Below are 12,779 nucleotides of genomic sequence, written 5' to 3' on the forward strand. Positions count from 1 at the left end.
TCATTCTTTCCGTTTTTCAATGTGAGGAATATAATTTCCTGCCTCTATATCCTTCTCAATTGCTACAAATTCCTCTGCATTGATTGGCAAAAATCGAACATAATTCCCTGCTCGAAGCAAAATAGGTGTCTCCCGATTTGGATCATATATTTTCACTGGTGTTTGTCCAATAATCTGCCAACCTCCTGGCGACTCGAGTGGATAAATTCCGGTCTGTTCACCGGCAATACCAACCGATCCTAATGGGATTTTTGGACGCGGATTCGAAAGTCTTGGCGCGGCAATTTTCTCAGACATTCCACCTAAGTATGGAAAACCTGGGATAAAACCCATCATGTAAATTAAATAATCTGTTCCAGAATGAATCGAAATCACTTCTGACTCAGCAAGCCCATTTAAATATGCAACCTGTTCAAGGTCAGGTCCTTTTTCTCCCCCATAAAGCACCGGAATATGAATGACCTCAGCTGCAGGCAATTCGATGGCCGATAGTTGATTTTGCATTAGTTCGATTCGCTTTTTTAATGAATCATACAAAATGTAATAAGGGTCATAAACAATAGAAACCGATGTATATGTTGGGATCCATTCGATAACACCTGGTATATTTTCTTCTTTTAGATACAGACAAAAATTCCGGATTTGCTCATTCGTTTTCTTAGAGATTATTTCCCCAAATTGAACCCGTAAGCCTGCATCTCCATAAGCACTAATTTGAAACACTCGTATCCACCACCTATGAAGAATAAAAGGAGAAACGGATTTCTCGCCTTTTTATTGTACCATTTTTTGGTTAGAACAATTGTGGCAATGTCTGGATTAATGTTCTAACTCCTAGATATGTTGTTAAAAGAACGACAATCACACCGAACACAGTCAACCATATGGGATGTTTGTAATCTCCGATAATTTTTTTATTATGTGCTGCCAATAAGATGGATCCTAATGTCAACGGCAAAATCAATCCATTCACAGCACCGGCGAGTACGAGCAATGTTACTGCCTCACCGATAAACACGAAAATGGTGGTTGAAAAAATAATAAAGCCAATGATCCAATAACGATAATATTCTTCAATCTTTTTATGGAATGACCGCAGAAATGATACGGATGTATAGGCTGCACCGATAACAGATGTAATCCCGGCAACCCAAAGCACAAGCCCGAACATGCGATAACCAATTTCTCCTGCTGCATGTTGGAATACAGTTGCCGCTGGGTTGGCTGGATCAAGACTTATCCCTGCAGAAACTACTCCGAGAACTGCAAGGAATAGCATAATACGGATAAATGATGCTACCAAAATCCCCATAACAGATGTTCTCGTCACTTCAGGAATGCTTTCCTTTCCGGAAATACCGGCATCCAGCAAGCGATGTCCACCGGAAAATGTGATATACCCACCAACCGTACCACCAACGATCGTTATAATGGCATAAAAATCAAGCTCTAAAGGAACAAATGAACGATAGATTGCTTCCCCGACTGGTGGCTGACTCACGAACATCACATACGCAATTAAAATAATCAGAATGCCACCAAGCCATTTCACGATTTGGTCCATCGCTGCTCCGGCTTCTTTTGATAAAAATATAAAAATCGCAATAATAGCTGTAATTACAGCACCAACTCTTGGATCAAATCCCAGCAGTGCATTGGTACCAAGCCCTGCACCACCAATATTCCCAATATTAAAAGCAAGACCACCAATCACGATAAAAATCGCTACAACAAAACCAAGTCCCGGCAGAACTGCATTGGCAATCTCTTGGCCCCGCATTCTGGAAACAGCGATAATTCGCCAAACATTTAGCTGTGCACCAATATCCAGGAATATCGATGCTAATATAACAAAACCGAAACTAGCAAGCAAGGTTTCCGTAAATACAGCTGTCTGTGTTAGAAAACCTGGTCCGACTGCTGAGGTAGCCATCAGAAAAGCAGCACCAATCAGCGAATTTTTTCTATTCTTTTTATCTTTCTCCGACAGTATCACTGGTTCTTTTTGGGACATGTTGTCACTCTCCTTTTTTCCGCTTCGTATAGTAGGATGTTTCCCTGATTCTTCATTTATTAGTAAAAACGATAAAATGGCTCCAAGGAAGAGGCTAAAGCTGAGCCCACGGAAAAGCGAAGTGTATCTCCAAAGCGTTATGTTACGTCACAGTATGCAGGTTTTTATCGCAGTAACAACAAACTTTTATAAAACAGCCCTATTATTATACCATACGATGTTTTTTTTAGTATTTTGGAATTTGGGAATTGCTACCTTCACGGGGCATGACAGAGGGATTCCCAAGGCCGGATTTCCTTCACACACATCCTAAACGAAAAAGCCGTTAGCATCCGTGCGTACGCACAGAAACCAACAGCTTCTATTTTTCGACAAAATTCGAGGAGTGACAGGCACTACCGTAGTTCAAGCAGTTTTTGTTTGAGTTCTTCTTCCATTCCGTGTAATTCTTTTTCGGCTAGGTGACGTTTTTCACGTCCCTCGGATTGGATTTGGATTGTTTCTTCAATAGTGGAAACAAGATGTTCCTGTGTTTGTTTTAATGTATCAATATCGATTAGGCCTCGTTCATTTTCTCTCGCTGTTTCGACTGTATTTGTTTTTAGCATCTCTGCATTTTTCAAGAGTAGATCATTCGTCGTTTTCGATACTTGTTTCTGTGCTTCGACTGCACTACGCTGTCTTAGTAGTGTTAGTGCGATTGCAACCTGATTTTTCCAAAGTGGAATAGCTGTTAGGATGGACGATTGAATTTTTTCAACCAAGGCCTGGTTTGTATTCTGTATAAGTCGAATCTGTGGTGCACTTTGCATCGTGATCTGTCTGCTCAGCTTTAGGTCATGTGTCCTTTTTTCCAGACGATCAGCAAATTGCATCATGTCGTTGACTTTCTGAAAATCCATCTGACTTTGGCTCACTTCTGCTACTCTTCTCAGTTCCGGAATAGTCTGGTTCTCCAATTCCTCCAGCTTCACTTCACCTGCAGCGATATAAATATTTAAGGCATCATAATAATCTCTGTTTTTATCAAATAACTGTTCCAGCATCGTATTATCTGACATTAATGCGTCCTTGCTCCGATCCAGTTTAACGCTGACCCGGTCAATTTGGGCACCTGTTTTTTGGTACTTGGAAAGGATCTCGTTCACGGAACCGGAAATTTTCCCAAAGACGCGGGAAAAGATGCCTCGCTTTTCTGGCTTCAGTTCATCCGGGTTAACCTGTTCGAGCTTTTTCATTAGATCCGTTAGAATCGATCCGATCTCACCAACATCCTGATTTTGGACATGTTCTAGCATACCATGGGAAAACTCCAACAGTTTCGATTGTGCCTCTGTTCCATATTGGGCAATCGACTGATTGTTTTGTGGGTCAATTTGCTCTGCCAGTTGCATTGCCCGCTCGCGGCCTTCTTCAGGTAATTTATTAATTAATTTCTCAGGCTTGTCTGTTTGTTGATGAGGTTGTTTGATAGGTGCTGAGGCTTCTTCACCTTTTTGCACGCCAAATGGATTAGCAAGTAAATCATCCATTTCCTCAGATCGTTTGCCCTCGTTTTGTTGATTCATTTTGTTAACCTCCTGTTATCCTTTTTCGTTCTGCTGATGGACTGCTTGGCCACATCAAGTTCGAAGTGCAATGTGTCGACATCATCATCAAGCATAATGTGCAAGTCTTTTTTGATGGATTCACCAAGCATTCCAACTGTCTGCCTCGTATCCCGCAATGATTTTTCCATTTCTCTTGTTTTGGCTGGCTGCGATGACAGATACGCATACTTGTCCGTCAGTTCCACGAGGGAATCAAGATGATTGTAAAAAAATCCTTCCGCCTGGTAAAAGCGCCTCGGTTCTTTTTTTGCGTTTGCATATATTTTCTGTGCAGTTCGTGCAATTTCGAGATTTTGCTTGGCATGCTGCATCGACCGTACACGAAATAGTGACTTTTGCAGTCTTGATATTTTATGTTTTGCTTCTTTTAGATTATTTTCGATAAATTTATATTCCCGCCTCGTCAATCCATTCACTTTCACAAAGCGGTAATCCAAGATTTGCTTGGAAGTAAGGTACACAACAACTCCACCAGCAATGGCGAATAAACTCGAGAGCAAAATGGTTTGCCCAAAAGCGAAAAAGCTGACCAACCCTGTTGAAACCGTACCTAAAAAACCTGTCATTGACTGAATCATAAATTGGAATACAGCCCGCACATCCATCAACTCCTATATAAAAATCCTGGAAGATTTTTAATTAATGATAACCTATACCTACTATTATACTACTACGATAGCTTCCTGCAAAAGGTTTCACCCAAAAAACCGAACAGTGCCTGTCACTTCCCGAATTTTGTCGAATGTGGAGGTGTGCGATATGATAGGGTAAGAGTAAAATTGTTTTTGGAGGGAGTTATATTTATGAGAAGAATCGGTATTGATGCTGGAGGTTCCCTGATAAAGCTTGCCTATGAGGAGAGCGGTAGACTTCATGTGAAAACATACCCCAATCAGGATAGGGAGCAACTTCTGCGATGGCTGGCAAGTGTCGCCCCTGATGCTACACTTCATGTGACAGGTGGAAAAAGCGATTATTTGACCACAGATGCAACTCAAAGAATCCGTCAAGTAGACGAATTCAAGGCAATCATAGAGGGCACACGTTATTTGCGCAATCAGGAAAAACATAGTCCTAGTAATGAATATACTGTTGTCAGTATTGGAACGGGGACATCCATTTTTCATGTCACACCAGCACATTCGGAGCGATTATCGGGAAGCGGTATTGGTGGAGGCACATTCATGGGGCTCGGTTCACTGATTACAGGTGAAAAAGATTACCTCAAGCTCGTTGAATTAGCCGCAAAAGGGAATCATAAAAACAGTGATTTATTAGTAAAAGATATCTACGCTCCTGATGAAGCACCACTTTCCGGTGAACTCACTGCAGCGAATTTTGGTAAAGCACATGACAATGGTTCCGCAACGACAGAGGATCATATGGCTGCACTCCTACAGTTAATTGGGGAGACCATTATTCTACTTGCCGGACAAGCGGCCGTTGCAAAAAATATGCAGGAAATTGTTTTTGTCGGAAGTACATTAGACCGAAATAAAACACTTCAAGACGTATTAAGCAGTTTTCAAGATCGCATGCCATATGTGCCTGTTTTCCTTTCTAGGGGGCCATATGCAGGTGCAATTGGCGCTTTACTTTTGTAACAGCTGGCAGTAACCGGAAGCAAGCCCTGCTACAATTAGTCGGGCTTGACCTGGGATGCTTAGCCCGACATACTCCTCAAACAAATCGTATTCCGGTAATTCGATACCTGCCTCTTTCAAATAATCTTCTATATGGTGGACCGTACTTTTAAGAACCTTTACACGTGCATAACGTTTGTTATTTCCCTCAGGCGACAATCCATGGTGCATAATCATGGTCGGTTCGCCGCAGCATTTCTATTGCTGCCGTTTCATAATTGTCCCATTTTTTTCGGTTTCGCCAGTCTTCATCCGTTATTTTCCAGCTTTTCAATGGATCATTTTGACGTTTCTCAGGAGCGTCCCAATTGCTCATCTTTTGATAGTTGAATCCAAAACTTCAGGGGAATGTAGTGATCATCTGTTACTAATTTTTCAAAGTGGTTTATTTCATTATAGGCCCGTTTCCATTCTTCATTTGTCGCAAATTCTTCAATCCGTTAAACAAGCACCCTGCCATACCAGGAACGGTCAAAAACCCCGAACCATATTGAGGGATCTTCCGTCAAAATCGCTGCATATAATGATATCTTTGTTCGTGTGGCTTCGGTGCAGATATCGGGTGTACCGCAACACCTCTTGGAGCGAGCTCAGAAGTCAGACGCTTAATAGCTCCACCTTTTTCCAGCCGCATCGACCCCTTCAAATGCGAGAAGGACACTAAGATTTTCATCGACAATTTTCCGTTGTAAGCTCATTTGCCGTTTTTGATATTTATCCAATCCTTTTTTATAAGTTACTTTATCCATTTTTTTATGATGATCTAGTTTGCTTAAATCGATCTCTACGATTTTGACATCCTTAGGCGTCAGGTGTTTTAGCATCGAAATTCAAATTCAATGTGAGATCGATCAAATACAGCGGGGAGATTCCGTGTTTCTCCGCTATTTTCTCGATATAGAGATTATTTGTACCTTCATTCATGTACGTTTTCAATCCTTCCATATAACTGTAGTATCTGTTATAGGATTGAAAAGAAGATCCGAAAATCGATTTGCACACATTTTTTTCAAACATCGGGAAAGTCTGCGGAAACATAAAATGCAAGAACTTCGTCAATGTCGGAAGTTGGCTGGCGATATTTTCTTTTTCATAGATCATGGAACTGATTGGGATTAGAAATTCATTCAGATTATATTGCTTCTTTTTAAAACGAATCATTTTCTCTTCTTCTGTATCGATAAATTTGATTTTCTTTAGTTTGGCATGTAGGAAATGCTTTTCCATCGTAATGAAATTCTCGTCTATGGTTGACAGTGTTGCCGACTTTGGAACGCTCTGTAACCAGGAATACGTAAATGCGATCCGCTTCACCCAGTTTTTTTCCGAGTGCTTCCCGGCAGAATTCGCGAAATAGTTTATAATGACAGCGTAAGATGCCCGTTGCCATTCATTCACATGTTCCCCATTCTGCGCCTTATCAATCGCTTCCTTCGTCAAAATACCATCCAATTTTGCAAATATGTCCATGGAATCTATCATAAAATCGACCTACTTTCCCTTTTCTATACCTATTCGCTACAAAGTCGAAAACTCCTGCCTGACTCGGGCGAAAGAGGACTCACCAGAGCTGCAGTGCCTGTCACTCCCCGAAATTTGTCGAATTTATTCACCAATATTAGCAAGAATAATATTTTCATCTGTTTTGTTCACGTAAACATCATACTTTCTTCTCTTTCCAATTTCATCGCCTGGTAAACATTGCAGTATATCGTTTTTATTCAATAACTGTGACTGGGAATTATAGAAATAGTGTCGGTAACTGCTCCATGGATAATTTTCTGCCCGATGTACAATTCCTGCTTCAACAGGATTCAAGTGGATGTAGCGACTAACTTCCAGCAGGCCATAGGATGTACCAATCGGTTTGTCAAAAAAACGTTTTTCAAAAACATGTCCACTTACATTATTCTTTGTGTTGAAATAGTCTGCATACCGCTTATTTACCATGGACATCACTTTGGATATTGGTTGCTCGGTCGTGTTAAGCAGCAAATGGTAGTGGTTAGACATGAGGCAGTAGGAAGCTAACTTAAATGGGCTTTTCTCGTGGACATTGCGTAGTATCTTAAAAAAGACTTTGTAATCTGCCTCTTCCTTAAATAATAGATCCCTCCGATTCCCGCGTGATGAAATATGGTAATACGTATCCGGAATCCAGACGCGCTTATTTCTTGGCATAATTCCCTATCCTATCTAATTATTTTTCGACATCATTCGGGGAGTGACAGGCACCAGTTCGATAGTGAGGTGGGTGTTGGCTTTGCTGTTTAGTGGGAGGAGTGCTTTTGGCAGGACAATTTCTTCCCCTTCTTCTTCCAGTAGGATGACTGCCATGTCATTCTCAAATCGGTCTATGAAGCCGGTAACCTCCACTTTTGCTGCCTCTCCTTGTGATAAAACAATGCTAGTGAATAATAAAAATGCCAGGAATCCTGCTATTACAGTTACAGTAAGAACATACAACTGATGTCTCCCCTCCACAGAATTTTTCATAAAATCTTCCTCCTTTCTATTTTCTTCATTATGCCAACTGTCCCGAAAACTTTCATCTCTGTAAAATTGTAAAACCGAGGATGTAAACACCTTGAAAACGCATTTTTCCCTAGGGATAAAATCGAAAAGTTTCCTGTAAAACGATACATAAAATTCTATTTTTATTAAGTTTTAAAAGTCACGGACTAAAATCACATAGATTTAACTGCTATTCTTTGGTAAGCTTAATGAGAATGTAAACATATGGGGGAATATAATTGAATACAAGATTTTTACTGATGATGATTCTAACTGTTTTTCTTGTTGCATGCGGCCAGGATGGAGCAACTCAAACGAATGAGAATAGTCATGTTGATGATGGTATCGAGGCTAAAACAGCAGATAAAGAAAATGTAGTTCCAGAACCTGAAGTAGAAGAAAAAGAAGGCGAGACATCAGAAGAGACCGCTACAATAGAAGATGAGACTGCTGAAGCAGAAACAGCAACAGAAGAAGAAGTCAGCCAAGATACCTTACGTTCTGATTTAAAGGTTCATTACATCGATGTTGGGCAGGCAGATGCAACGCTTTTTCAGTATTCGGAGGAAGGTAGCGACTATACTATCCTTTTCGACACAGGAGACTGGCGAGGAAGTGAGGTCGTAAATTACCTCCAGTCGCAGAACGTTTCTTCTATTGATTTGGTTGTTGTCAGTCACCCGGATGCCGATCATATCGGGCAGCTTGAAAAAGTGGTGAATACATTTGATGTCGGGGAGGTTTGGCTTTCTGGGAATGAAAGCTCTTCACAGACATTTCAAAGAGGAATGGAAGCGGTGATAAACAGTGGCGCAGATTTCCATGAGCCACGAACCGGTGAGGAATACGAAATTGGACCGCTCGAAATCGATGTGCTTTACCCTTCCAGTATATCCGGCAAGACAAATGAGGAGTCTGTTTCATTACTTTTCACTTACGGCAGCACGGAATTTTTATTTACAGGCGATGCCGGCAGAAGTGATGAATTGAAAATGATGAACAGCGGAATTGACATACAGGCAGATATTCTTCAGCTCGGACATCACGGGTCAAATACATCCAGTGATCCTGCCTTTATTGATGCAGTCAATCCATCTGTTGCCATTTATAGCGCAGGGTCCAGCAATAGCTATGGGCATCCCAGTACGGAAGTTGTTTCGCTTATCCAAAATACTGGTATCGAGCTTTACGGAACAGATGTCCATGGCACGATTATCGTCACTACCGATGGGGAAAGCTATCAAATTGCGACAAATAAAGATGGAACAGTTAGTCCTGGGAGTGCGCCAGCAACGACGCCGGTAGAATCGGAAGCTGAGGAAGAACCCGATGCTGATGCGGATTCATCTAGTGATGCTCCCACCGACAGTTCCTGTATTCATATTAATACTGCTTCGACGGAAGAAGTTCAAGGTATTATCCATATTGGACCAGCACGAGCACAGGATCTCATTGATTTAAGACCTTATCATTCTGTCGATGACCTAAGTCGCATTAGTGGAATAGGGCCAGCAAGAATCGCAGATATAAAAAGTGAAGGCTTGGCATGCTCATAAAATGAAACATCACTTAAGGGTATTTTTTTCGACCTCTTAAAGCGAGTTGAGGGCTTACTGCAAGTTAAGATACATTGTGTAAGGAGGAGGCGTAAAAATGGAAGGAATTCTTGATCGGTTCGAAGGTGACAAAGCTGTTATTTTAATAGAAGAACATAAAGCAGAGTTCATTGTTGAAAAAAGCAAATTACCCACAGGCAGCAAAGTGAACACTGTTTTCCTAATGGAAGAGAACAACGGCGACTATAAAATACTAAGGGTTAATACTGCCGAAACCCAGGCCCGTGCTGAGACATCATCTGACTTGATGGCAAAACTCAGAGCCAAAAGCAGTGGAAGCAAGTTCGGAAAAAAATAGGTGCCTGTCACTCCCCGATTTTTGGCGAATATTGTCGAGAAAAAAAGGTTAGCTTTGGAATGTGGTAAACCACAAATCCTAGCTAACCTTTTTATACATACATCCTTATTTTTCAACCTTGTCCAATGGTAATGAAGGATCTGCAGCCCATTCGGTCATGGAGCCATCATACATTGCTACATTATTTTGGCCAAGTTTATTTAAAACGAGGGCATTCCATGTTGCCGCAATTCCACTTCCGCAATAAGTAATAACCTTTTTACTTGGATCAAGTGCACCTACTTCATCAAACTTTTTACGTAACTTTTCTTCGTCATAAAGTTCTTTCGTTTTCATATCAGAAAGTTCTCCAAAGAATACATTTACACTACCTGGAATATGTCCACTTCGAGCATACGTATCTGATTCTCCTTTAAAGTCAGCTTCAGTTAAGCTATTTAGCAAAAGTACATTTTCATCGTTCAATGCATTTTTCACATCTTCTTTTGTTGCTAAAAGTTCTGGACGACGCTCACCCGAGAATGTTGCTGTAGGATAGGAGCCCGGCTCTGTTGTAACAGGACGCCCTTCTTCCTGCCACTTAGGAAATCCGCCGTCAAGTACTGCTACATTGTCAAAACCTTCGTAGCGCAATTGCCATGCAAGACGTGAAGCCCAATCAGATGCGATAACAGGAGCTCCTGCCACGGCATAGCCTTGATCATAAACTACCACATATGTGTCATCGCCAACACCAAGCTCACTAATCTTAGTTACAAATCTCTCTCTTGATGGCACAGTGAATTTAAATTCTGCATCCGGATCAGAAAGTTCCCCAAGTAAGTCAGCAAAAACGGCACCGGGAATATGACCTTTCTCGTATGCTTCTTTTCCCGACCAAACATCGTAATATCCACCTTCAGCAGGTTGTTTTAAGAATGTTGTAGCGTCCAACAACCTTAACTTAGGATCTTCTTGTCTTTCCGCTAACCATTCCGTACTTACAATTAAAGGGATTTTACTCATCACATATTCCTCCTCAGATTCTAAACTAAATAATTCATATCAATTTTATCTGATTTACCATTAGATTAACAGACTAAGGTGGCTGTCACTCCCCGGATTTTGTCAAAATATGTCGACAGATAGAAGAAGCCACCGGATCTTTTCCAGTGGCTTTATATTTTACCCATCCTAATATTTATTATTCTTATCCTTATTCTTAGTATCTCCTACACTATCTTGTACTTCACCTTTCACCTTATCAAGCTTACCATCTGCTTTTTTATTCGAATCATTGGTTGCAGAACCCCATTGATCTTTTGCTTCACCTTTAATTTTGTTACCTACACCTTTTGCTTTGTCTTTAAATCCGTTGTCTGACATTTAAATCCCTCCAACTTGTAGATACTATATAATTACCCTGCTGGGGAAAATATCAAACATGGCACTTCTGCTTCGCTAAAGTGAACCTTCAGTGAGTAACAGGCAACGCAAAAGAAGAAGTTACCATTTCCGTGAATAACTTTATAAACCTCGTATCAGTTGTCAGTTCAGGGTGGAACGACGATACGATTAGATTTTTTTGGCGTGCTGCTACAATTTTCCCATCAAAAGTAGCTAATACTTCCACATGATCAGCAACAGATTCAATGTACGGCGCACGAATAAACACGGATGGAAACGCACCCTCTATGCCTTTCACTTCTAAATCCGCTTCAAAGCTGTCACGTTGCCGTCCAAATGCATTACGTCTCACTTTAATATCCATTAAATCTAGATGAGTTTCCTCTGCGTCGACAATTTCCTTAGCTAGTAGTACCATTCCGGCGCATGTTCCAAGGATTGGTTTACCTGCTTGCGAAAAACTCTTTAAGGCTCCTAGAAAACCATATCTGATAATAAGGTTTTTAATTGCCGTACTTTCCCCACCAGGGATAATCAACCCGTTAATTTCATTTAACTGCTCCGTTTTCTTCACACTGACTCCTCGGAAACCAAGTGCTTCAATATGCTTTAAGTGTTCCTCCACCGCACCTTGAAGCCCTAGTACGCCAATCGTCATGACTCCTTCACCCATACGCGCTCAGGCCCCCTCATTAACTATCCATTTCTATTCGACAAAATTCGGGAAGTGACAGGCACTGCCTCTTCCTACCAGCCGCGTTCTTGCATTCTTTCTTCTGCAGGTAGTTTGGAGATGTCGATTCCTTTCATGGCGCTACCAAGTTCTTTTGATAGTTTTCCAATTAATTCATAGTCATTATAATAAGTCGTTGCCTGAACAATTGCATTGGCGAATTTTTCCGGGTTTTCCGATTTGAAGACTCCTGACCCTACGAAAACACCATCCGCGCCAAGTTCCATCATTAAAGCAGCATCCGCTGGCGTAGCGACACCACCGGCAGCAAAGTTAACGACAGGGAGTTTCCCTTCTGCTCTAATCTGTAATAGTACGTCATATGGAGCACCCAATAATTTTGCTTCGGTCATCAATTCATCGTCGTTCATATGCACAACTTTTCGAACCTGTGCTCGAACTTTACGCATATGACGAACTGCCTCGACAATATTTCCTGTACCTGGCTCCCCTTTTGTACGAAGCATTGCAGCACCTTCACCAATACGTCTGGCAGCTTCACCTAAATCACGGCATCCGCAAACGAATGGAACGGTGTATGCACTTTTCAAAATATGAAATTCCTCATCTGCTGGGGTTAACACTTCACTTTCATCAATATAATCGACACCCATCGCTTCTAACACGCGAGCTTCCACCACATGCCCAATCCGTGCCTTTGCCATTACAGGAATAGATACCGCGTTGATCACTTCCTCCACAATTCGTGGATCTGCCATTCTTGCTACGCCACCAGCCGCACGAATATCAGATGGTACGCGTTCCAATGCCATTACAGCTACTGCACCTGATGCCTCCGCAATTTTTGCCTGCTCTGCATTAATGACATCCATAATGACGCCACCCTTTTGCATTTGTGCCATTCCTCTTTTTACTGTTTCACTACCTACTAATTTTTCCATATTTCCACTCCATCCCAAAAAATTCAGTTTGTAATCTTCTAATATATCCTATATTATAAAAAG

Annotated in this window: 14 protein-coding genes and 1 pseudogene; 3 read left to right on the forward strand and 12 right to left on the reverse strand. The window is 41.3% G+C overall.

Annotation, left to right across the window (positions count from 1 at the left end; all coding sequences use genetic code 11):
- The 4 genes from pxpB to ACHABU_RS05965 all read right to left on the reverse strand — a co-directional run bounded on the left by pxpB (nt 1) and on the right by ACHABU_RS05965 (nt 4,223).
- Complete coding sequence (pxpB, locus tag ACHABU_RS05950) at nt 1-723, reverse strand: 5-oxoprolinase subunit PxpB (RefSeq protein ID WP_435763308.1); 723 nt, start codon at nt 721-723, stop codon at nt 1-3.
- A gap of 70 nt (nt 724-793) precedes the next feature.
- Nucleotides 794-2,014: an NRAMP family divalent metal transporter gene (locus ACHABU_RS05955; protein WP_435763312.1), complete on the reverse strand. Its 1,221-nt coding sequence runs from the start codon at nt 2,012-2,014 to the stop codon at nt 794-796.
- 395 nt (nt 2,015-2,409) lie between these two features.
- Nucleotides 2,410-3,582, reverse strand: a complete 1,173-nt coding sequence (locus tag ACHABU_RS05960) for a toxic anion resistance protein (RefSeq protein WP_435763314.1) — start codon at nt 3,580-3,582, stop codon at nt 2,410-2,412.
- Nucleotides 3,579-4,223, reverse strand: coding sequence for a 5-bromo-4-chloroindolyl phosphate hydrolysis family protein (locus ACHABU_RS05965; RefSeq protein ID WP_435763316.1), 645 nt, complete (start codon nt 4,221-4,223; stop codon nt 3,579-3,581). The genes ACHABU_RS05960 and ACHABU_RS05965 overlap by 4 nt, the downstream gene beginning before the upstream one ends.
- Before the next feature lie 204 nt (nt 4,224-4,427).
- Here ACHABU_RS05965 and coaW point away from each other — a divergent pair, with 204 nt between their 5' ends.
- Nucleotides 4,428-5,228 carry a type II pantothenate kinase gene (gene coaW / locus ACHABU_RS05970; protein WP_435763319.1) on the forward strand — a complete coding sequence of 267 codons (801 nt, stop codon included), beginning with the start codon at nt 4,428-4,430 and terminating at the stop codon, nt 5,226-5,228.
- Here the strand turns inward: coaW and ACHABU_RS05975 are convergent.
- The 4 genes and pseudogenes from ACHABU_RS05975 to ACHABU_RS05990 form a co-directional block, all read right to left on the reverse strand.
- A pseudogene (locus ACHABU_RS05975) lies at nt 5,217-6,016 on the reverse strand (polyphosphate kinase 2 family protein). The gene coaW and the pseudogene ACHABU_RS05975 overlap by 12 nt on opposite strands.
- Before the next feature lie 52 nt (nt 6,017-6,068).
- Nucleotides 6,069-6,749, reverse strand: coding sequence for a hypothetical protein (locus ACHABU_RS05980; RefSeq protein WP_435763321.1), 681 nt, complete (start codon nt 6,747-6,749; stop codon nt 6,069-6,071).
- Between the two features lie 123 nt (nt 6,750-6,872).
- Nucleotides 6,873-7,448, reverse strand: coding sequence for an REP-associated tyrosine transposase (locus tag ACHABU_RS05985; RefSeq protein ID WP_435763323.1), 576 nt, complete (start codon nt 7,446-7,448; stop codon nt 6,873-6,875).
- A 15-nt stretch (nt 7,449-7,463) separates the two neighbouring features.
- The gene (locus ACHABU_RS05990) at nt 7,464-7,763 is read right to left on the reverse strand and encodes a DUF3006 family protein (RefSeq protein ID WP_435763325.1); all 300 of its coding nucleotides are present in this window, start codon (nt 7,761-7,763) and stop codon (nt 7,464-7,466) included.
- Nucleotides 7,764-8,020: 257 nt separating this feature from the next.
- Here ACHABU_RS05990 and ACHABU_RS05995 point away from each other — a divergent pair, with 257 nt between their 5' ends.
- Both ACHABU_RS05995 and ACHABU_RS06000 read left to right on the forward strand, forming a co-directional pair.
- Nucleotides 8,021-9,337: an MBL fold metallo-hydrolase gene (locus ACHABU_RS05995; protein WP_435763327.1), complete on the forward strand. Its 1,317-nt coding sequence runs from the start codon at nt 8,021-8,023 to the stop codon at nt 9,335-9,337.
- Between the two features lie 97 nt (nt 9,338-9,434).
- Nucleotides 9,435-9,695: a DUF3006 domain-containing protein gene (locus ACHABU_RS06000; RefSeq protein ID WP_435763329.1), complete on the forward strand. Its 261-nt coding sequence runs from the start codon at nt 9,435-9,437 to the stop codon at nt 9,693-9,695.
- A gap of 105 nt (nt 9,696-9,800) precedes the next feature.
- On the opposite strand, the gene ACHABU_RS06005 is transcribed toward ACHABU_RS06000, so the two are convergent.
- From ACHABU_RS06005 to pdxS, 4 genes are all read right to left on the reverse strand, one after another.
- Complete coding sequence (locus ACHABU_RS06005) at nt 9,801-10,700, reverse strand: sulfurtransferase (RefSeq protein WP_435763331.1); 900 nt, start codon at nt 10,698-10,700, stop codon at nt 9,801-9,803.
- Nucleotides 10,701-10,868: 168 nt separating this feature from the next.
- Nucleotides 10,869-11,060 (reverse strand): CsbD family protein, encoded by a 192-nt coding sequence (locus ACHABU_RS06010; RefSeq protein WP_379496040.1) that lies wholly within the window; start codon nt 11,058-11,060, stop codon nt 10,869-10,871.
- Between the two features lie 88 nt (nt 11,061-11,148).
- Nucleotides 11,149-11,739: a pyridoxal 5'-phosphate synthase glutaminase subunit PdxT gene (gene pdxT, locus ACHABU_RS06015; RefSeq protein WP_435763692.1), complete on the reverse strand. Its 591-nt coding sequence runs from the start codon at nt 11,737-11,739 to the stop codon at nt 11,149-11,151.
- Nucleotides 11,740-11,828: 89 nt separating this feature from the next.
- Nucleotides 11,829-12,716, reverse strand: a complete 888-nt coding sequence (gene pdxS, locus ACHABU_RS06020) for a pyridoxal 5'-phosphate synthase lyase subunit PdxS (protein WP_435763333.1) — start codon at nt 12,714-12,716, stop codon at nt 11,829-11,831.
- Nucleotides 12,717-12,779: the final 63 nt, after the last annotated feature.

The organism is Oceanobacillus sp. CF4.6, assembly GCF_051262635.1.
Lineage (GTDB): Bacteria > Bacillota > Bacilli > Bacillales > Amphibacillaceae > Oceanobacillus.